General features: G+C 66.1%; 20 protein-coding genes. 16 read left to right on the top strand and 4 right to left on the bottom strand.

Annotated features, from left to right (window positions below; genetic code table 11):
* Positions 1 to 26 precede the first annotated feature (26 nt).
* On the top strand, positions 27 to 998 hold the full coding sequence (trxB, locus tag ACTJJM_RS02055) for a thioredoxin-disulfide reductase (RefSeq protein WP_005409600.1): 972 nt from the start codon (positions 27 to 29) through the stop codon (positions 996 to 998).
* 102 nt (positions 999 to 1,100) lie between these two features.
* Positions 1,101 to 2,225 carry a GNAT family N-acetyltransferase gene (locus ACTJJM_RS02060; protein ID WP_126561110.1) on the top strand — a complete coding sequence of 375 codons (1,125 nt, stop codon included), beginning with the start codon at positions 1,101 to 1,103 and terminating at the stop codon, positions 2,223 to 2,225.
* A 123-nt stretch (positions 2,226 to 2,348) separates the two neighbouring features.
* On the opposite strand, the gene ACTJJM_RS02065 is transcribed toward ACTJJM_RS02060, so the two are convergent.
* Positions 2,349 to 3,617 (bottom strand): hypothetical protein, encoded by a 1,269-nt coding sequence (locus ACTJJM_RS02065; protein WP_053442984.1) that lies wholly within the window; start codon positions 3,615 to 3,617, stop codon positions 2,349 to 2,351.
* A 72-nt stretch (positions 3,618 to 3,689) separates the two neighbouring features.
* Between ACTJJM_RS02065 and aat the strand changes: the two genes are divergently transcribed.
* The 4 genes from aat to ACTJJM_RS02085 all read left to right on the top strand — a co-directional run bounded on the left by aat (position 3,690) and on the right by ACTJJM_RS02085 (position 5,686).
* Positions 3,690 to 4,430, top strand: coding sequence for a leucyl/phenylalanyl-tRNA--protein transferase (aat, locus tag ACTJJM_RS02070; RefSeq protein WP_071306172.1), 741 nt, complete (start codon positions 3,690 to 3,692; stop codon positions 4,428 to 4,430).
* A gap of 86 nt (positions 4,431 to 4,516) precedes the next feature.
* Entirely contained in the window at positions 4,517 to 4,735 is a 219-nt protein-coding gene (infA, locus tag ACTJJM_RS02075) for a translation initiation factor IF-1 (RefSeq protein ID WP_005409596.1), read from the top strand.
* A 171-nt stretch (positions 4,736 to 4,906) separates the two neighbouring features.
* Positions 4,907 to 5,179 (top strand): hypothetical protein, encoded by a 273-nt coding sequence (locus ACTJJM_RS02080; protein WP_019337443.1) that lies wholly within the window; start codon positions 4,907 to 4,909, stop codon positions 5,177 to 5,179.
* Between the two features lie 129 nt (positions 5,180 to 5,308).
* The gene (locus tag ACTJJM_RS02085; RefSeq protein ID WP_049455057.1) at positions 5,309 to 5,686 is read left to right on the top strand and encodes a hypothetical protein; all 378 of its coding nucleotides are present in this window, start codon (positions 5,309 to 5,311) and stop codon (positions 5,684 to 5,686) included.
* Between the two features lie 68 nt (positions 5,687 to 5,754).
* Here ACTJJM_RS02085 and clpA read toward each other — a convergent pair whose 3' ends face one another.
* Positions 5,755 to 8,040, bottom strand: coding sequence for an ATP-dependent Clp protease ATP-binding subunit ClpA (clpA, locus tag ACTJJM_RS02090; protein WP_010485852.1), 2,286 nt, complete (start codon positions 8,038 to 8,040; stop codon positions 5,755 to 5,757).
* Positions 8,041 to 8,178: 138 nt separating this feature from the next.
* On the opposite strand from clpA, the gene ACTJJM_RS02095 reads away from it, so the two are divergent.
* The gene (locus ACTJJM_RS02095) at positions 8,179 to 8,991 is read left to right on the top strand and encodes an APH(6) family putative aminoglycoside O-phosphotransferase (RefSeq protein ID WP_440865103.1); all 813 of its coding nucleotides are present in this window, start codon (positions 8,179 to 8,181) and stop codon (positions 8,989 to 8,991) included.
* Between the two features lie 104 nt (positions 8,992 to 9,095).
* On the opposite strand, the gene clpS is transcribed toward ACTJJM_RS02095, so the two are convergent.
* The gene (clpS, locus tag ACTJJM_RS02100; RefSeq protein WP_010485856.1) at positions 9,096 to 9,422 is read right to left on the bottom strand and encodes an ATP-dependent Clp protease adapter ClpS; all 327 of its coding nucleotides are present in this window, start codon (positions 9,420 to 9,422) and stop codon (positions 9,096 to 9,098) included.
* A gap of 112 nt (positions 9,423 to 9,534) precedes the next feature.
* Here clpS and ACTJJM_RS02105 point away from each other — a divergent pair, with 112 nt between their 5' ends.
* The 9 genes from ACTJJM_RS02105 (at position 9,535) to ACTJJM_RS02145 (ending at position 15,769) form a co-directional block, all read left to right on the top strand.
* On the top strand, positions 9,535 to 10,008 hold the full coding sequence (locus ACTJJM_RS02105) for a hypothetical protein (RefSeq protein ID WP_010485859.1): 474 nt from the start codon (positions 9,535 to 9,537) through the stop codon (positions 10,006 to 10,008).
* 1 nt (position 10,009) lies between these two features.
* Positions 10,010 to 10,471 (top strand): NUDIX hydrolase, encoded by a 462-nt coding sequence (locus ACTJJM_RS02110; protein ID WP_125437018.1) that lies wholly within the window; start codon positions 10,010 to 10,012, stop codon positions 10,469 to 10,471.
* Positions 10,468 to 11,610, top strand: coding sequence for a tRNA 2-thiouridine(34) synthase MnmA (gene mnmA, locus ACTJJM_RS02115; protein ID WP_099560475.1), 1,143 nt, complete (start codon positions 10,468 to 10,470; stop codon positions 11,608 to 11,610). The genes ACTJJM_RS02110 and mnmA overlap by 4 nt, the downstream gene beginning before the upstream one ends.
* On the top strand, positions 11,607 to 12,221 hold the full coding sequence (hflD, locus tag ACTJJM_RS02120; RefSeq protein WP_010485865.1) for a high frequency lysogenization protein HflD: 615 nt from the start codon (positions 11,607 to 11,609) through the stop codon (positions 12,219 to 12,221). The genes mnmA and hflD overlap by 4 nt, the downstream gene beginning before the upstream one ends.
* A 162-nt stretch (positions 12,222 to 12,383) precedes the next feature.
* The gene (locus ACTJJM_RS02125; protein ID WP_010485867.1) at positions 12,384 to 13,574 is read left to right on the top strand and encodes a methyl-accepting chemotaxis protein; all 1,191 of its coding nucleotides are present in this window, start codon (positions 12,384 to 12,386) and stop codon (positions 13,572 to 13,574) included.
* 98 nt (positions 13,575 to 13,672) lie between these two features.
* Positions 13,673 to 13,888, top strand: a complete 216-nt coding sequence (locus tag ACTJJM_RS02130) for a hypothetical protein (RefSeq protein ID WP_032966708.1) — start codon at positions 13,673 to 13,675, stop codon at positions 13,886 to 13,888.
* A 113-nt stretch (positions 13,889 to 14,001) separates the two neighbouring features.
* Positions 14,002 to 14,466 (top strand): hypothetical protein, encoded by a 465-nt coding sequence (locus ACTJJM_RS02135; RefSeq protein ID WP_019337427.1) that lies wholly within the window; start codon positions 14,002 to 14,004, stop codon positions 14,464 to 14,466.
* A 131-nt stretch (positions 14,467 to 14,597) separates the two neighbouring features.
* Positions 14,598 to 15,104 carry a hypothetical protein gene (locus tag ACTJJM_RS02140; RefSeq protein ID WP_440865104.1) on the top strand — a complete coding sequence of 169 codons (507 nt, stop codon included), beginning with the start codon at positions 14,598 to 14,600 and terminating at the stop codon, positions 15,102 to 15,104.
* Between the two features lie 119 nt (positions 15,105 to 15,223).
* A complete protein-coding gene (locus tag ACTJJM_RS02145; protein ID WP_241873908.1) occupies positions 15,224 to 15,769 on the top strand; it encodes an Imm26 family immunity protein in 546 nt (181 codons plus the stop codon).
* A 223-nt stretch (positions 15,770 to 15,992) separates the two neighbouring features.
* Here ACTJJM_RS02145 and ACTJJM_RS02150 read toward each other — a convergent pair whose 3' ends face one another.
* A complete protein-coding gene (locus ACTJJM_RS02150; protein WP_440865105.1) occupies positions 15,993 to 18,752 on the bottom strand; it encodes a bifunctional diguanylate cyclase/phosphodiesterase in 2,760 nt (919 codons plus the stop codon).
* Between the last annotated feature and the right edge of the window lie 8 nt (positions 18,753 to 18,760).

Genomic DNA, 18,760 nt, shown 5'->3' on the forward strand with positions numbered 1-18,760 from the left:
TCCCATCTACCTTTTCGCGAGTTTACATGAGCACCAGCCTGCCCTCCCGCCACCAGCGCCTCGTCATCCTCGGTTCCGGCCCGGCCGGCTGGACCGCCGCCGTCTACGCCGCCCGTGCCAACCTGAAGCCGGTCGTCATCACCGGCCTGCAGCAGGGTGGCCAGCTGATGACCACCACCGAGGTGGACAACTGGCCGGGTGACGCCCACGGCCTGATGGGCCCGGACCTGATGGCGCGCATGCAGGCCCATGCCGAGCGCTTCGAGACCGAGGTCATCTTCGACCACATCCACACCGCCGACCTGTCGCAGCGCCCGTTCAAGCTGATCGGCGACAGCCACGAGTACACCTGCGATGCGCTGATCATCGCCACCGGCGCCACCGCCAAGTACCTGGGCATCCCGACCGAGGACGAGTTCAAGGGCCGCGGCGTCTCCGCCTGCGCCACCTGTGACGGCTTCTTCTACCGCGACCAGGACGTGGTCGTGGTGGGTGGCGGCAACACCGCCGTGGAAGAGGCCCTGTACCTGTCCAACATCGCCCGCAAGGTCTACCTGGTCCACCGCCGCGACACCCTGAAGGCGGAAAAGATCATGCAGGACAAGCTGTTCAAGAAGGTGGCCGAAGGCAAGATCGAGACCGTCTGGCACCACCAGGTGGAAGAAGTGCTGGGCAACGACGCCGGCGTGACCGGTGTGCGCGTGAAGTCCACCCTGGACGGCAGCACCCGCGACATCGATGCCCACGGCTTCTTCGTGGCCATCGGCCACCACCCGAACACCACCCTGTTCGACGGCCAGCTGGCGATGAACAACGGCTACCTGGAGATCCGCTCGGGCTTGGGCGGCAATGCCACCCAGACCTCGGTGGAAGGCGTGTTCGCCGCCGGCGACGTGGCCGACCAGCACTACCGCCAGGCGATCACCTCGGCCGGCTTCGGCTGCATGGCCGCACTGGATGCCGAGCGCTACCTGGACGCTCAGGGCAAGGCCAGCTGAGAGGCTGACCCGCTCCTGTAGGGTCGAGCCACGCCCGACTCCGGATGATAGGCCGACGCCAGTGCGTCGGCCTTTCTGTTTCATCTGCCCTATCCTTCCCCCATGTCTTCCCCCCGCTTCCTCGACTCCCTGCAGTCCATTGCCGCAACCGACTGGGATGCCCTGCACGACGGCCGCAACCCCTTCGTCAGCCACGCCTTCCTTTCCGGGCTTGAACAGCACGGTTGCCTGCGCGAGGACTGGGGCTGGCAGCCCCGGCACTTCACGCTGTGGGAGGGCGGCACGCTGGTCGGCGCCATTCCGGGTTACCTGAAGACCAATTCGCACGGCGAGTTCGTGTTCGACCATGCCTGGGCCAACGCGTATGCCCGTCATGGCCGCGACTACTATCCGAAGTGGCTGGGCGCGGTGCCGTACTCGCCGGTCACCGGCCCGCGGCTGCTGGCCCGTCACGATTCAGGGCGCGTCACCTTGCTGTCGGCATTGCGCGAGGCGCTGCCGGCGCTGGACGTGTCCTCGGCCCATATCAACTTCCATGCCGCCGGCGACGAGGCCCTGTTCGGCGATGACTGGCTGCTGCGCGAAGACGTTCAGTTCCAGTGGCAGAACCCCGGTGACTGGGCGACATTCGACCAGTTCCTCGGCGCGATGAACCACAAGCACCGCAAGAACATCCGCCAGGAACGCGCCAAGGTCACCCGCCAGGGCATCACCTTCCGCGTGGTGCACGGCGATGAAGCCAGCCGCGCCGACCTGCAGGCGATGTACCGCTTCTATCTGCAGACGTTCCTCGAGTATGGCAACGCCCCGGCCCTGACCGAGGCCTTCCTGCGCCATCTGGCCATTTCACTGGGCCGCGGGCTGGTGATGTTTCTGGCCGAACAGGACGGCGAGCCGATTGCCGGCGCGCTGTGCCTGCGCGGTGGCGATACGCTGTACGGCCGCTACTGGGGCGGCGCCACCCTGCCCGGCCTGCACTTCGAGGCCTGTTATTACCAGGGCATCGAATACTGCCTGCGCGAAGGGCTGAGCCGTTTCGAACCCGGCGCACAGGGCGAGCACAAGCTGGCACGCGGCTTCCTGCCGACGCTGGTGCGCAGCCGACACTGGGTGGCCGATCCGGATTTCGCAGAGGCACTGCAGGACTGGTGCCGACAGGAGCGGCAGAGTGTGCGGCGGTACCAGCAGGAGTTGCAGGGGCATGGGCCGTTCCGCGCAGAGCCGTAGCGTCGAGCTTGCTCGACTTGCGCGGTGCGGAAAAGCGTGCCAACCAAGGTTGGCACCTACCGGGGCAATGAGGCGTGCCAACCGACGTTGGCATCTATCAGAGCAATAGCGATGGCGCTGTGCTCAGGTGCACTGCCAGAAGTGCCCGCTCACCCGGCACTTCGCACACCAGAACGTGTAGAGCATGCCGCCACTGCCCCATAGCAGCGCGCCTCCACCGGTGGTCGGCAGCGTCGAATCCAGCTGCATCACGAAGGGCATCTCCTCACCGCAATCGATGCACGCCGGATACCAGGCACTCTGCACCCAGCTCGGTGCGCCGCCCACGCGCGACAGGTTCTGCCGATGATTGGACTGTCCCCAGTCCTGCTGTTCCCACCGCCTGGTGTCCATGGCGACCAGGCCGACCTCGGCCTGCATCAGATCACCACTGTCGGTCGGCGTGGCCGGCACCTCCCGATGCTGGCTGGGGTGGCAGCTGGGCAGGCCGGCGGCATCGTGGCGATAGAAACGCACGGGCGGATCTTCCCAGCCGCAGCAGTCCAGGCACAGGCCCAGCGTGATCTCACCCGCCGCGCCCGGCTGCAGCGCGGCAGCGTCGGTTCGCAGCAGGCGCTGCAGCGGTGCATGGCAGCTGCCACACAACGATTCCAGCGGCCCTCCCATCTGCCCGGCGTACTGTACCTGCCCGCCATTCCAGGTCGGGTGCAGGCGCCAGATGCGCTTGCGCCAGCTCGGTTCGTCCGCCTGCTGCGCGCGATGCTGCTCGCGGCCGAAGCGGATGTGCAGCGGCCGCTCCCCATGCAGGCGCCGCGGCTGCGGTCCGTCCGCGACGCCGGCCCAGTGCGCCCAGACCTCAGCATCCAGCGCGCCCCAGTCAGCGAGGTAGCCGCGGGCAACGGCATAGCTCTCGGGCTGCGCCGCCAGCAGCAGCGCCCTGGCCCGCGCCATCTCGCGATCGTCGTCGGCCTCAACCAGAATCTGCGCCCACTGCACGGCAATGACGGAGGGCAGGCCCTGCCATACCTGCGAAGCCAGCTGCAGCTCGTCTTCGGTGGCCAGCGCCAGCAAGGCCTCCCAGTCGTCCTGCAGCACCTGCGGCGCCTGGTAGCTGGTGAATTCGATCACGCTGGCCAGCAGTTCGCCGCGCTCGCCATCCCGATAGCGGCGCCAGGCCTCGGCACAGACCGGCACAATCGCTTCATCGGGCAGCAGATCCAGCGCCATGTCGAGAAAGGCCGAGCTGGGTGAACGCCGGGCAAGGGCCAGCAGCATCAGCGCACCGAGCTGGCCGGGCTGTTCAGTGGCCAGCGCCAGCAGCATGCCCTGGCTGTCGTTGCGCGTGCGCGGGGTATCGTGCACATCGAGGATGGCGGTGATCGCGTCACTCATGCGTGGGCTCCTTGCCGTTGGACGCTGATGGTGCCAGACATCAGCGATCGCCACGACGAATACAATGGCGGCATGACCCGCCAGCTGCCCTGGCGCCTGGCCGATGCGCCGGACGCTCCCTTCCCTCCGGCTGAAACCGCACTGCGCCAGCCCGACGGCCTGCTCGCGGTGGGCGGCGACCTGCATCCGGTGCGCCTGCTCAATGCCTACGCCGGCGGTATCTTTCCTTGGTTCAGCGAGGGCGAGCCAATCCTGTGGTGGTCGCCGGACCCGCGCATGGTATTCCGTACCGAGGGCGTGCACCTGTCCAGCCGCTTCCGCCGCCAGTTGCGCGGCAGCACGTGGGAGATCACCGCCGACACCGCTTTCAGTCGTGTGATGCGTGCCTGCGCCGCGGCACCGCGACCGGGCCAGGACGGTACGTGGATCAGCCCGGCGATGGTCGAGGCTTACAGCCAGCTGCACGACCTGGGGTTTGCCCACTCCTTCGAGGTCTGGGATCGGCAGACGCTGGTCGGCGGCATCTATGGCGTCGCGATCGGCGCCATGTTCTTCGGGGAGAGCATGTTCAGTGGCGCCAGCGGCGGCTCCAAGATCGCCTTGGCCGCCCTCGCATCCACCCTGCGTGACTGGGGCTGGGAACTGATCGATGCCCAGGTGGAGAATCCGCACCTGCTGCGGATGGGCGCCGAGCACCTGCCGCGCGCGGACTTTCTGGAGCACGTCCGCCAGGCCGTACACCGTGACGGCCGTGAAGGCCCATGGACCCAGGCGGTAGGACGCTTGCCAGCACAGCGTTTGGCCGGGGGTTAACACAAACTTTGCAAGCCGGGCCCATCACGCGTAAAATACCGCGCCTTAGGCCCAGCGTGGCCGTTTTCTGAACCGCACAGGACTACATGTCGAAAGACGATTCCATCGAGTTCGAGGGCACCGTCAGCGAGACGCTGCCGAACACCACTTTCCGCGTTCGTCTGGAAAATGGGCACGAAATCATCGCCCACATCTCCGGCCGCATGCGCAAGAACTACATCCGCATCCTCACCGGTGACCGGGTCAAGGTTGAAATGACCCCGTACGACCTGACCAAGGGCCGTATCACCTACCGCATGAAGTAAGCGGTCGGCGCAATGCGCCACTCCAACAGGGCCGGCCTCGCTGCTGGCCCTTTGTCGTGCGCGGAAGAAAATGCGCGGCACCGAGATCGTTCGATTTTCGTCCTTGTCTGAAATCCAGCATCGCGCCGGGACTCTAGACTCAACGCGTTCTTCACAGAAGGCGCTGCGCGCATGACCTACCTGATCGTCCTGGACCCGCAGTCCGTCACCAGCCGCTGCTACGCCAGCAAGGGCCCGGACGGCACCTGGTTCGGCCAGCCCTGCCTGGTCTGTACCAGCATGGACGCATCCCACCCACTGTATCTGGCCGTGCAGCGCGAGGTCCCACACATGGGCAGCACACTCAAGCAGCGACTGCACATTCCGCATGAAGCGGTCGCATTCGTCATCGAGGATGGCGGCAACCAGGGGCGCCAGCAGGGATTCCGTTCGATCGCAGCCTGATGCGCCAAAGGTCATCGTGACCGATCTCACCGTGACGTCGGTCAGCCCTGCTTGCGGCAGATTCGCATTTGCAGCGGCGGCGGCATCCTGGGATCCGATCCAGTCCGGATCGCCGCCCCCTGCCCCGCCATGAATCTGTCTTCCCTGCTCATCCCCCTGACCTTGTCTGCCGCCACCCTGCTGGCGTCGCCCGCCCATGCCGCCGACACCCCGCCGGCGCAGTGCGTACCACTGACCGGCGAACAGCAGATCGTTCGTGCCGGCGCCGACAAGAACATCCTGCTTCGCTCCGGCGAAGACCACTATGTCGTGCATTTCCGCAACAGCTGCCCTTCTGCCGTGCTGGCCACCCGCCTCGGCTTCAGGACCGACGGCAAGGAGGCTGACGAGCTGTGCAGCGAGGGCCGAAGCGCTCTGGACACCGGTCGTGGCAGCTGCGAGGTCGCGCGCATCGAGCCGATCGATGCCGAGCGGTTCAAGCGCGAAGCGCGCCGCCGCAGCCGCTGACCCCGGACAGCACAAGGGCGGCCGAAGCCGCCCTTGTTGTTTCCAGTCTTTCACGCCAAGCCTTCAGCTCACTCCACCGTAACCGGCAGCAGCCGCTCCGGCTCAGCCTGGGTCTCGACCACCAGCTCGTCGTCGCGGACATCGATGCTGACCTTGCCACCGTTGACCAGCTTGCCGAACAGCAGCTCGTCGGCCAGCGGGCGCTTGATCTTGTCCTGGATCACGCGGGCCATCGGGCGCGCACCCATCAGTGGGTCGAAGCCGTGGTGAGCCAGCCAGTCGCGCGCGGTCGGGGTGGCCGACAGGCTGACGTGCTTGTCCTGCAGCAGCATCTCCAGCTCGATCAGGAACTTGTCGACCACGCGCAGGATGTGCTCGAAGCCCAACGCCTGGAACTGCACCACCGCGTCGAGGCGGTTGCGGAATTCCGGGGTGAAGCTGCGGCGGATGGTCTCCATCGCGTCGGTGGCATGGTCCTGCTTGGTGAAGCCGATCGAACGCCGCGAGGCCTGCGCCGCGCCAGCATTGGTGGTCATCACCAGCACCACGTTCTTGAAGTTCGCCTCACGACCATTGGTATCGGTCAGCACGCCGCGGTCCATCACCTGCAACAGGATGTTGAAGATGTCCGGGTGCGCCTTCTCGATTTCGTCCAGCAGCAGCACGCAGTGCGGCGTCTTGACGATCTTCTCGGTCAACAGGCCGCCCTGGTCGAAGCCGACGTAGCCCGGAGGGGCACCGATCAGGCGGCTGATCGAATGCGGCTCCATGTACTCGGACATGTCGAAGCGGACCAGCTCGATGCCCAGCTGCAGCGCGAGCTGCTTGGTCACCTCGGTCTTGCCGACACCGGTCGGACCGGCGAACAGGAAATTGCCGATCGGCTTTTCCGGATTGCCCAGGCCCGAGCGGGCCAGCTTGATCGCCGAGGACAGCGTCTCGATGGCCGGATCCTGGCCAAAGATCACCATCTTCAGGTTGCGCTCCAGGTGCTGCAGCACATCCTTGTCGGTGGCGCTGACCTGCTTGGTGGGGATGCGCGCCATCTTGGCGACGATCGCCTCCACTTCCTCGACGTCGATCAGCTCCTTGCGCTGGCCTTCCGGCAGCAGGCGCTGGCGGGCGCCAGCCTCGTCGATCACGTCGATGGCCTTGTCCGGCAGCAGGCGGTCGCCGATGTGCTTCACCGACAGGTCCACCGCGGCCTGCAGCGCCTCGTCGGAATAGGTGACGCCGTGGTGCAGCTCGTACTTGGACTTCAGGCCCTGCAGGATCTCGTAGGTCTCGCCCACCGTCGGCTCGACGATGTCGATCTTCTGGAAGCGACGGGCCAGCGCCCGGTCCTTCTCGAAGATGCCACGATATTCCTGGAAGGTGGTCGAGCCGATGCAGCGCAGCTCGCCCGACGCCAGCGCCGGCTTGATCAGGTTGGACGCATCCATGGTGCCGCCCGACGCCGAGCCAGCACCGATGATGGTGTGGATCTCGTCGATGAACAGCACCGCGTTGGGCACCTTCTTCAGTGCCGTCAGCACGCTCTTCAGGCGCTTCTCGAAGTCGCCACGGTACTTGGTACCAGCCACCAGTGCGCCCAGGTCGAGCGAATAGATCACCGCATCGGCCAGCACCTCAGGCACCGAACCTTCGACGATGCGGCGGGCCAGGCCCTCGGCGATCGCGGTCTTGCCCACGCCGGCCTCGCCCACGTACAGCGGGTTGTTCTTGCGGCGGCGGCACAGGACCTGGATGGTGCGCTCGATTTCGTCGGCACGACCGACCAGCGGGTCGATGCGACCGGCCCGGGCCTGTTCGTTGAGGTTGCTGGCGAACTCGGTCAGGGCATCGCCCTTCGGCTCGCCCTCCCCGCCTTCAATGCGGCCTTCGCCCTCGGAGGAGGAGGACGGCTGCTCGCCTTCTTCGCCCAGCTTGGCGATGCCATGGGACAGGTAATTGACCACGTCCAGCCGGGTGACGTCCTGCTGGTTGAGGTAATAGACGGCGTGGGAGTCCTTTTCGCCGAAGATGGCGACCAGCACATTGGCGCCGGTGACCTCCTTCTTGCCCGAGGACTGCACGTGGTACACGGCCCGCTGCAGCACGCGCTGGAAGCCCAGGGTCGGCTGGGTATCGCGGCCGTCATCTTCGGCCAGGCGGGACACGGAGGCCTCGATGGCCTGCTCCAGCTCCTGGCGCAGGCGTTCGGCGTCGGCGCCACACGCCTTCAGTACGGCCTGGGCGGACGGGTTGTCGAGCAGTGCCAACAGCAGGTGTTCGACCGTCATGAACTCATGCCGGGCCTCACGGGCGCGCTTGTAGCACTGGCCGATGGTGTGTTCGAGGTCTTTGCTGAACATGGATTACTCCGGCGGCAGATGGGGACAATATGCGGCCTGACTACGCGATTTCCATCACCCTAGCGGATTGCTGCGTTCAGATGGCGTTAGCAGTACACATCGCTTGATCTTCATTCACTCCAGGACAGCCCGCCCAGCATGAGCGAACCCTACCTGAGCCGCTGGCGATTGCGGCGTGATGGCGCAGCCATCGAAACGCCCCATGCCCAGCTCTGGCCAGTGCTGACCATCGCCGGCGAGCCGGCCATGCTGAAGATCAGCAGCGAAACCGAAGAGCAGAACAGCCATCGCCTGCTGCGCTGGTGGGAGGGCGATGGCGCCGCCCGCCTGCTGGCCCACGAGGGACCGGCGATCCTGATCGAGCGTGCCGGCGGCGACTCGCTGCGGCAACGCTCGATCGAGGGCGACGATGACGCCTGCACCACGATCCTGTGCCAGGTCCTGCAGCGGCTGCACCGGCCACGGAACGCGCCGCCAGCGGAACTGGTCTGCCTCCGTAGATGGTTCGCCGACCTGCTGCAGCCAAGGGCTGCGCTGCCGCCACTGCTGGAACAGTGCAGATCACTGGCGGAGGGGTTGCTGCAGGAAGAGCGCGAGATCCGGCCGCTGCACGGCGACCTGCACCACGACAACGTGCTCGATTTCGGCGCGCGCGGCTGGCTGGCGATCGACCCGAAGCGGCTGCTGGGTGATCGCGCCTTTGATTACACGACACTGTTCAGCAACCCGGACCTGTGCGGTCCGGGCATCCACGTTGCGACGCAGCCTGAGCGGTTTGCCGCCCGGCTGGAACAGGTCAGTGCACTGGCGGGCCTGGAGCGCACGCGCCTGCTGCGCTGGATCGCAGCCAGCGCGGGGCTGTCGGCAGTCTGGTTCCGGGATGACGGCGACCCCGCCGAGGTCGACGAGGCCGTGGCGCGTATGGCGCTGGAGGCGTTGGCGGAGGCCTGATCCAGCTGTAGAGCCGAGCCTGCGCTCGGCTGCTGCTGGCAGAGATCTGGATGCCTGGGTGAACAGCAGCCGAGCGTGGGCTCGGCTCTACAGGTCGGGGGCGGTCAGGCCTTTTCCATCGTGCACAGCAGCGGGTGCTGATTCATCCGCGAATACTCGTTGACCTGGGCAACCTTGGTCTCGGCCACTTCGCGGGTGAACACCCCGCACACGCCGCGGCCGCGGGTATGGACGTGCAGCATCACCTGTGTGGCCTTGTCCAGGTCCATGCTGAAGAACTGCTGCAGCACGTCCACCACGAAATCCATCGGGGTGTAGTCGTCATTGAGCAGCATCACCTGGTAGAACGGCGGCGGCGCCACTTCCGGGCGCGCGGGTTCCACGGCAACGCCGTGCTCGTGATGGGAATCGGGGGAAGACTCGCGGGGCATCTGCTCATTATAGAGGCTCGAGCGGGCCTGCGTCGGCCCGCCGCAGATTGGACGGCACGCACGGCCGCCGTCACAATTGCATCCTCTCTCAACACTGTTTCACAGGATCTTCATGAAAAGGACCCTTCTCTCCGCCCTGCTGATCGCCCTGGCCGCCGCCGGCTCCGCCGCCGCCGAGACCCAGGCCGACAAGGCCGTGGCCCGCCACCTGGACAAGCTGGGCTACACCTACGAGGTCGACGAGGACGGCGACTACCGCATGGTGTTCGACGTCGAGGGTGACCGCACCCAGATGGTCTACGTGCGCTCGTCGGTGGAAGATTTCGGCACCCACAACATCCGCGAGATCTGGTCGCCGGCCTACAACGCCAAGACCAAGCAGTTCCCGGTGGCCGTGGCCAACCGCCTGCTGGAAGATTCGCAGGACGCCAAGATGGGCGGCTGGGTGAAGCAGGACACCACCGCCATGTTCGTGGTCAAGATCGACGCCGATGCCACGGCCGACCAGCTCAGCGACGCCATCGATGCGGCCATCCGCACCGCCGACGCCATGGAGCTGGAACTGACCAAGAAGGACGAGTTCTGAGTTGAACGCTACGCCGGACCCGCGCTGGGCACCGCACGCCACCGTCGCCACCGTGGTGGTCGACGGCGGCCGCGTGTTGCTGGTTGAAGAGACCATCGACGGCCGCCAGGTGCTGAACCAGCCGGCCGGCCACCTCGAGCCGGGCGAAAGCCTGGCCGAGGCAGCCCTGCGCGAGACCCGCGAGGAAACCGGCTGGACGGTGCAGCTGACCCACTTCATCGGCTGCTACCAGTGGACGGCCGGCGACGGCACCCCCTTCCTGCGCTTCTGCTACGCGGCGCGCCCGGTCTCGCACGACCCGGCGCAGCCACTGGACACCGGCATCGACCGCGCACTCTGGCTGACCCCGGCCGAACTGCAGGCCGCCGGCGAGCGCCTGCGCAGCCCGCTGGTCTGGCAGGTGGTGGCTGATTACCTGGGTGGCCAGCGCCATCCACTTTCCCTGGTCCGGGAGGTCGCATGAGCACTCCGCGCGTGATGGTGGGCGTCTCCGGTGGCGTCGACTCCTCGGTCGCCGCCTGGCGCCTGGTACAGCAGGGCGAGGCCGTAGCCGGTCTGTTCATGCAGAACTGGGCCGACGACGGCAGCGGCGACTGCCGTGCCGAGGACGACCGCCGCGATGCGGTGGCCGTCTGCGGCCTGCTCGGCATTCCGTTCCACTTCCGCGATTTCTCCAGCGAATACTGGCAGGGCGTGTTCGAGCACTTTTTGGCCGAGTACGCGGCCGGCCGTACGCCGAACCCGGACGTGCTGTGCAACCGCGAAGTGAAGTTCAAGCACTTCCTGGATGCCGCCCGCGAGCTGGGCGCCGAACGCATCGCCACCGGCCATTACGCACGTGTGACCCAGCGCGGCCACCAGTGGCTGCTGCTGCGCGGCGCCGACCGCTCCAAGGACCAGAGCTACTTCCTGCACCAGCTGGGCCAGGAACAGCTGGCGGCCACCCTGTTCCCGATCGGCGACCTGGAAAAGACCGACCTGCGGCGGATCGCACGTGACGTCAGCCTGCCGACCCACGCCAAGAAGGACTCCACCGGCATCTGCTTCATTGGTGAGCGCGACTTCCGTGAATTCCTCGGCCGTTACCTGCCGGCCAAGCCCGGCCAGATCCTCGACCCGGCCGACGGCAGCGTCATCGCCGAACATCCGGGCGTGTTCTATTTCACCCTGGGCCAGCGCGAAGGCCTGAACATCGGCGGCGTGCGTGGACGTCCGGCCGCGCCGTGGTACGTGGTCGGCAAGGATGTGGCCAGCAACGTGCTGTACGTGGATCAGGACCGCGACAGCAAGTGGATGCTGTCCGATCGCCTGCGCTCGGAAACCGCGCACTGGATCGCCGGCGCGCCGCCGGCACGGCGCTTTGAATGCACCGCCCAGACCCGCTACCGCCAGCCCGACGAGCCGTGTACGGTCGAGATGCTGGACGATGGCAGCGTGCTGGTCACCTTCGCGCGCCCGCAGCGCGCCGTTACCCCCGGTCAATCACTGGTGCTGTATGACGGTGACGTGTGCCTGGGTGGCGCGGTGATCGCCGCCACCGATGCGCCGCTGGAACAGCGCCTGCGCACCACCCCCTCCCCTTTTGAGGTAATCGCTGCATGAGTTTCACTGTCGACGACCGCGTCCTGGCCCTGGCCGGCATTGCCCAGGCCCTGCAGCAGGTACGCCGTATCGCCGATACCGGCCATTCCGACGCCGCCGCCGTGCGCACCGCCGTGGACAGCGTGTTCCGTGTCGATGCGTCCTCGCCGCAGGAGGTGTTCGGTGACCGCCATGCACTGAAGGCCGGCCTGCGCCTGCTGCACAACTACTTCCGCAGCCAGGGCCAGGACCCGATCCTGCCCAAGCTGGCGCTGTCGGTGCTGCAGCTGGAGCGCCGCTTCGTGCAGGACGGCGCCACCGTGAACAAGGTCGCCTCGGGCATCGAGCGCGCCCAGCGCCAGGCCACTGAGCTGGGCGACAGCGGCCATCCGGACGTGCTGGCCAATCTCGGCGGCCTGTACGCCGACACCATCAGCCACCTGAAGCCGCGGGTGATGGTGCAGGGCAACCCGCACTATCTGGGCCAGGCCGGCGTGGTCGCCGAGATCCGCGCCCTGCTGCTGGCGGCGGTGCGCTCGGCGGTGCTGTGGCGCCAGCTGGGCGGCAGCTACTGGGACTTCCTGTTCAGCCGCAAGGCGATGATCGAGGCCGTGGACCGGCAGCTGGCCTGAGCCCGAGGGTCGGATCCCTTTCCGGCACGGAAAGGGCTCTGACCCTGAAGCCGCCAAGGCGCCGGAAAACCGGCGCATTCAGAATGCACTTCCGGGCACATCGACGTTAAAGAGAAAGGGGGTACGGCCGATACATCCTCCGTGCACCTCCCGAGAACGTCCATGTACTCACGCATTTTCATCCGTCTGGCCGCCCCCCTGGCTCTGACCCTGCTGCTCCCCTTCGCCATCGGTTTCGAATGGCCGGCCGCCCTGCGCTGGGCGATCCTGACCACGATGACGCTGAGCTGGCTCGGCTTTGCGTGGTGGACCACCCGCGCCCAGGCGCACCGTTCCCCGGAACATGCCCGTGTCCTGCGTGAGCAGGACCAGCTGCTGACCGAACTGCGCAACTTCGTCGGCAACGAGATCGACGGTTCGCGCGGCGAAGTGGAACGTGCCCGTGACCTGATCCGCCAGGCCGTCTCCAGCCTTGGTGGCAGCTTCGATGCCATGAACCGCAAGTCGCGCCAGCAGAGCCAGGCCCTGTCGCGCATCGTCGATCGCGCCGGTGATGAAGGCAATGCCGGCCTCGACGTTGCCCGTTTCGCCCAGCACGCCAGCCACCGCATGGAACAGCTGGTCGAAGCGCTGGAGCAGGTGAGCGGCCAGAGCAGCACCACCGTGCAGCACATCGACCAGATGGCGCAGCACCTGGATGGCATCTTCGCGCTGCTGGAAGACGTCAAGTCGATCGCCGACCAGACCAACCTGCTGGCCCTGAACGCTGCAATTGAAGCAGCGCGTGCCGGTGAAGCCGGTCGCGGCTTCGCCGTGGTGGCCGACGAGGTCCGCAACCTGTCCGAGCGCTCGACCACCTTCAACGAGCAGATCCGCAAGCTGGCGCACAGCTCCAAGGACGCCATTGCCAAGGTGCGCGAGACGGTCTCGCACATGGCGTCGCGTGACATGGATCGCTCCCGTGAAGCGCGCCAGGAAGCGGCCGCGATGCTCGACAACGTGGCCCAGATCAATGCCTCGCTGGGCGATGGCATGCGCGAAGTCTCCGAGTGCGCCCGTTCGATTGATGGCAGCGTGGCCGAAGCCGTGCGCGCCCTGCAGTTCGAAGACATCGCCACCCAGGCGCTGGGCGGCGTGCACACCCACCTGGACCGCCTGACCGCGATCAACCGCGAAGCAGTCGCCCTGCAGGAACTGCTGCACCGCAACGGCGGCGTGTTCGACGAAGAGATCGCCACCGCCCTGCAGCGCACCGGCAGCCGCCTGCGCGAACTGCGCAGCGAATGGGAACGCCCGCCGCACAAGCCGGTTGCCCAGCAGAGCATGGGCGCCGGCACCGTCGAGCTGTTCTGATCCTGATGTCCGCTGCCCTCGCCGGCAGCCCGCAAGGCCCCGGTTCCTCCGGGGCCTTTGCCTGTGACCCGCCGTTGGATGCATCCTGTACGCGCACCATGACCCTGATCCGTGCCCTGCCCTCCCTCACCGATACCGAGCGCCCGCGCAACGCGAGCGTGCGTGAGCAGCTGCAACAGCTGGAGGATGTGGCACGCGAGGAGATCCGCGAGCTGCAGCAGCTGGCCGATGCGCGGCCGGCGCCGTCCCGCGCGGACGAGGCGCTGCTGGGGCTGGCGTGGGACCTGGGGCTGGATGGGGAAGCGCTGAAGTAGATCCACGCCATGCGTGGATGAAATGGCAGCGGCCACCCACCATTTCAGATTTGTTGCATGGTCTGAATCACCGGCTCCGGGCACACTCATCGCTCTCCCTCCTTGACAGCGTCATGGCATTCAATCCGGAAGAAGCGCAAGAAGCCTTCGAACAGTTTCTGATCATCATGGACGATCAGATTGAATGGCTGATCGAGCAGGCGCAGCAGCGCGGCGTCGACCTAGACGGTAGCCTGGAGAGCCTTGATCGCCTCGAAACCCTGTACACGTTGATGGCCGCAACGTTATCGAAGGACGAGCAGGCTGCCTTGAGAGTTGTGTTTGCACGATATCTTGGGGAAACCGTGTGTCAGCATCACGGCGGCAAATGGACTCTCCCACTGGATGATCCCAAGGACATCAGTTTCAACATGCCGGTTATCGTGGGGCATTCATCCTGCCCGTGGCTGGAGTTCAATCCCATCCACACGATGCGAGCCTATTCACTTCGGCCCAAGCCCGGAATGATCCAAAGCGTCGTTGCGCACAGTGTTGCTCCACGGATTCTGGATCTTAGCGATCTGGTGGAAGAGGACTGACGCCAAGAGGCTGCTTGAGTCGCTGGGCGGCCCCACCCGCATGGTGGCTCGGACCGCCTGCCATCCACGCATGGCGTGGATCTACTGTCCGGGCAGTGGCATGATCCACCGATCCCGATCATGGAAGACCGATGGCCATCGCCCTGATCGCACTCCTGCTGATCGAGACCGTCCTTCTGATGGCCTGGGTGGCCGGTTATTTCAGCTGGGGCATCACCGTGTTCAACGAACGCATCGCGGCGTCACCGGCCATGCAGGCCCGGCTCTCGCTGGGCAGCCTGGAACGTGACCTGCCGCGGGACAAGTGGCTGCGACTGGCCTTCCATGCGCTGCCCGATGGCAGCATGGTGTTCCGCGAGAGCTTCGCGCCGAGCTTCGGCCTGCGCTACTTCCCGGTGATGCGCGGTCGCATCGTACTCAACGCGCGACGGCACGAGGTGCGGGTGATCGGCCTGTGCAGCTGGTTCGTGGCGATCCTGTCGCTGCTGCTGTTGCCGCTGGTGGCGATGCGCCCGATGGTGGCGCCCATGCTGCTGGTACTGCCGCTGCTCCTGGCCAGCTATCTGGTCCAGAAGCGGCGCTATGCGGCCATCGTCGAAGCGCTGCGCATGCAGTTGAAGGCGGAGTTCTCGAGGTAGATCCACGCCATGCGTGGATGATGCCCCGCGATCCATGCATTTCGGAATGTTTGCATGGTCCTGGCAACACGCCTCGTCAACACTTGACGTCTCTTGAACCGGACATTGAGTGAATCCCTATGGCGACGCCAGCACCAAAGAGGACGATGCGGGAAACTGGAACTATCGGCGAATTTCTCAACGGCTGGACCAAGAAGCATCGAACAATGCTCCGCTTCATCCGCGCAGGCGACGTATTCTGCTTTACTCGCAATGATGGGTTTTACCACTTCGGACAGATCATTTCCGAGATTCCCATTGGCCATTCCGCACATATCTTTGGGACCCGCCGCAGGGAGACGACCCTCGCCCTTGCCGATCTTGAGCAAGCTAGACCACTAATGAATCCAGTCATCCTGGATAGCTACTCACTCTTTGACAGGAAAAGCGATCAGGATGGGGACTGGCGGGTTATCGGTCGACATGAACTTATCCATGCGACTGGCCTGGAGAACTACTTCTTCGTCTACGGCACCCCAGGGATCTGGCACAAGAGAAACGCGACCAACTCCATTCACTGCTCTGCAACCGAAGAGGAAGCGGCGGTTCTACCCTCCCTGACTCCGTTGAACAACTTCAAGATATGGAGGGCAATCGACGCTCTCTCTAATCATTGGGCGGAGTAGGTCTGGCCGCCAAAGCCAGCTCATCCACGGGAACCGGCGGAAAGGACGACTCCCAGTCAGTCTTCGCTCTACGGAAACGACCATATTGATGTCGCACACGCGGCAGATCCGCGTCGCTTATAGATGATGATGCATGCAAGCATTCGTGCCGACCAAGTTCGACACCTACCAGAGCGGTGCGTCGGCGCGCAACGATCCCGCCGGGCAAGGCCCGGCGCTACCCTCAGCGTGCCAGCACGACCTCGCTGGCAGCATCTGTGCGCCCAGGTGCCGGGCGCTGCTGGCGCAGCCACTGCGCCAGGTCGCGCGGGCTGAGCGGGCGCGAGTACAGGTAACCCTGGATCTCGTCGCAGCCCTGGCGGCGCAGCATGTCTTCTTCCTGGTGCGTTTCCACGCCCTCGGCCACCACCTTCATGCCCAGCGCGTGGCCCAGGTGCACGATCGCTTGGGTCACTTCGGCCGTGCCCGAATCATGCAACATGCCCTGCACGAAACTGCGGTCGATCTTCAGGCGGCCCACAGGGAAACGGTTGAGATAATTGAGGTTGGAGAAGCCGGTACCGAAGTCATCCACCGCCAGCGGCACGCCGTGCCGTTCCAGCACGTCGAAGCAATGCCGCAGGATGTCGGTGTCACGGATCAATGCCGACTCGGTCAGTTCCAGCTCCAGTCGTTGCGGCGGCCAGCCATGGGCGTGGCAGATGTCGATCACGCGCTCGGCAAAGCCGCGGTCACGCAGCTGCACCGCCGAGACATTCACCGCGATGCGGTCGAAGCGCAGACCGGCACGGTCCCAGGCGGTGGCCTGGCGGCAGGCTTCGTTCAACACCCAGTCGCCGATGCGCACGATCTCGCCGCACTTTTCGGCAATCGGAATGAACTCGGCCGGGCTGCAGTAGCCGATCCCGGGCCGGTGCCAGCGCAGCAGCGCCTCGATCGCCGGCGGCTCGCCGTGGTGGGCATGCAGCAGCGGCTGGTAGGCCAGGCTGAACTCTTCGCGCTCGATGGCGCCGTGCAGGGCATGCTCCAGCTCAAGCTTGCGCTGGATGCGGGCCAGCGCGTCCTGGCTGTAGTACTGGTAGGTATTGCGGCCGGCTTCCTTGGCCGCGTACATCGCGGCGTCGGCGGCACGCAGCAGGGAATCGAAGTCGGTCTGGGCATCGCCCAGCATCGCGATGCCGACGCTGGCGCCGACCTTCAGCGTGGTGTCGCCGCGGCGCAGCGGCTCGGCCAGCGAGGCGATCAGTTTGCGCGCCACGTGGCCCGCATCTTCCGGCTCGGCCAAGTCGCGCAGCACCACGATGAACTCGTCGCCACTGAAGCGGCCGAACAGATCGTTGTTGCGCAGGTTCTGGTGCAGGCGCGTGGCGGCGGCCTTCAGCAGCGCATCACCGGTGGCGTGGCCGAAGCTGTCGTTGATGGTCTTGAAGCCGTCCAGATCGATGAACAGCATCGCCAGTGAGGTGCCGCGGTCACGCGCTTCCTCGATGGCTTCTGCTGTCTGTTCGCCGAGCAGCACGCGATTGGGCAGGCCGGTCAGCAGATCGTAGTGGGCCAGCAGCTCGATGCGCTCATTCGCCTCGCGCTCGCGGGTGATGTCACGGAACAGCACCACGAAGCGCGGCGGCAGGCCGTCGCGACGGTCCAGCTCGATCAGCACCTGCACCCACACCCGCAGGCCGGACTGACGGTAGAAGCACAGGTCCAGCTGTTCGGGCAGTCCGCCATCGGCAATGCGCCCCAACGCCGCTTCGAAGGCGTTGCGTGAGTCCTCGGTGTAAAGCGCCAGCGCCTGGTCGAGGGTGATCGGCTCCTTGCGCAGGCCGTGGATGCGGTAGCACTCCTCGGTCCACTGCATGTGCCGGGTCTGCACCTCGATCTCGCAGCCACCGATGCGACCCAGCGCGGAAACACGGTTGAGCAGTTCGGTGCGCCAGCGGATCAGTGCATCGGTCTGGTGCTGCTCGGTGATGTTCTGCACCTGGCCGAGCAGGCGCTTGGGCTGGCCATCCATGTCCAGCAGCGGCTGCATCCATAGCCGCAGGTGCTGCGACGGTTCGTGGCCGCGGGTCAGTTCCAGTTCGATGTTGGCGGCCCGGCCATCACGCCACAGACGCCGCCATGCTGCGCGCAATGCACCCCGCGAGCGCGGATGCAGCTGCTTCAGCCAGCGGCGCTGGCCGGGCGCGCTGCCCTGCTCCAGCGCCAGCATCGAGCGCAGCTCCGGCGACCACCAGAAATGACCGCTGTTGGGGTCGAACGACCAGCTGCCCATGCTGGCGATGCGCTGGGCCTCGCTCAGGTGCAGCTGCTGTTCCTGAAGCAGCCCTTCCAGCTGCTTCTGTTGTTCGATATCGGTATGCGTGCCGACCATGCGCAGCGGCTGGCCATCGGCGGTGCGCGCGACCACGCGCCCGCGGTCCAGTACCCAACGCCACTGGCCATCGGCCTGGCGGAAGCGGAATTGTGCGCTGTACTGCTCGCTCAAGCCACGCAGATGCTCGTCCAGTGCGACCCGCACCTGGGCGATATCTTCGCCGTGCACGCGGGCCAGGATCTCGGTGGCGGTTTCGTCACCCAGCGCCGGGGTGCGCACCACACGGTCGCTGGGAATGTCCCAGTCCCAGAGGCTGTGCCCGGCACTGTCCAGCGCCAGCTCCCAGCGCCCACCGCCGCCAAGCGGCACCGGTTCGGGAATGCTCAGCGTGAAAGCCAGCAGATTGCCGGCGCCATCGTGCACGGCCCGCAGGTGGCCGTCGTAGTGCCCGTGCGGGCCACCCGGCAGCGTGCAGGCCACGATGCCGCCATCGGCGGCCATCAGGCGCAGATCTTCCAGCATCGGCGCATACGCAGCCACGGTAGCCGGCAAGCCGTGCTCGCGCGCAGCCGGATTGGCCGCCAGCGGGCGGCCCGTGCGGTCGACGATGACCAGCGCCGACGCAAGCGGGTGCTGCAGCAGGCTGGCGATGATCCCTTGGTCCACGCGATCTT

This window comes from Stenotrophomonas sp. 22692, assembly GCF_052045015.1.
Taxonomy (GTDB): domain Bacteria; phylum Pseudomonadota; class Gammaproteobacteria; order Xanthomonadales; family Xanthomonadaceae; genus Stenotrophomonas; species Stenotrophomonas geniculata.

Coding starts and splice junctions, on each gene's coding strand:
- ACTJJM_RS02065 (WP_053442984.1), bottom strand. CDS start 3,617: ATGAGTGACGCGATCACCGCCATCCTCGATGTGCACGATACCCCGCGC.
- aat (WP_071306172.1), top strand. CDS start 3,690: ATGACCCGCCAGCTGCCCTGGCGCCTGGCCGATGCGCCGGACGCTCCC.
- clpA (WP_010485852.1), bottom strand. CDS start 8,040: ATGTTCAGCAAAGACCTCGAACACACCATCGGCCAGTGCTACAAGCGC.
- ACTJJM_RS02140 (WP_440865104.1), top strand. CDS start 14,598: ATGGCCATCGCCCTGATCGCACTCCTGCTGATCGAGACCGTCCTTCTG.
- clpS (WP_010485856.1), bottom strand. CDS start 9,422: ATGCCCCGCGAGTCTTCCCCCGATTCCCATCACGAGCACGGCGTTGCC.
- ACTJJM_RS02135 (WP_019337427.1), top strand. CDS start 14,002: ATGGCATTCAATCCGGAAGAAGCGCAAGAAGCCTTCGAACAGTTTCTG.
- trxB (WP_005409600.1), top strand. CDS start 27: ATGAGCACCAGCCTGCCCTCCCGCCACCAGCGCCTCGTCATCCTCGGT.
- ACTJJM_RS02085 (WP_049455057.1), top strand. CDS start 5,309: ATGAATCTGTCTTCCCTGCTCATCCCCCTGACCTTGTCTGCCGCCACC.
- ACTJJM_RS02105 (WP_010485859.1), top strand. CDS start 9,535: ATGAAAAGGACCCTTCTCTCCGCCCTGCTGATCGCCCTGGCCGCCGCC.
- ACTJJM_RS02095 (WP_440865103.1), top strand. CDS start 8,179: ATGAGCGAACCCTACCTGAGCCGCTGGCGATTGCGGCGTGATGGCGCA.
- hflD (WP_010485865.1), top strand. CDS start 11,607: ATGAGTTTCACTGTCGACGACCGCGTCCTGGCCCTGGCCGGCATTGCC.
- infA (WP_005409596.1), top strand. CDS start 4,517: ATGTCGAAAGACGATTCCATCGAGTTCGAGGGCACCGTCAGCGAGACG.
- ACTJJM_RS02125 (WP_010485867.1), top strand. CDS start 12,384: ATGTACTCACGCATTTTCATCCGTCTGGCCGCCCCCCTGGCTCTGACC.
- ACTJJM_RS02145 (WP_241873908.1), top strand. CDS start 15,224: ATGGCGACGCCAGCACCAAAGAGGACGATGCGGGAAACTGGAACTATC.
- mnmA (WP_099560475.1), top strand. CDS start 10,468: ATGAGCACTCCGCGCGTGATGGTGGGCGTCTCCGGTGGCGTCGACTCC.
- ACTJJM_RS02080 (WP_019337443.1), top strand. CDS start 4,907: ATGACCTACCTGATCGTCCTGGACCCGCAGTCCGTCACCAGCCGCTGC.
- ACTJJM_RS02060 (WP_126561110.1), top strand. CDS start 1,101: ATGTCTTCCCCCCGCTTCCTCGACTCCCTGCAGTCCATTGCCGCAACC.
- ACTJJM_RS02130 (WP_032966708.1), top strand. CDS start 13,673: ATGACCCTGATCCGTGCCCTGCCCTCCCTCACCGATACCGAGCGCCCG.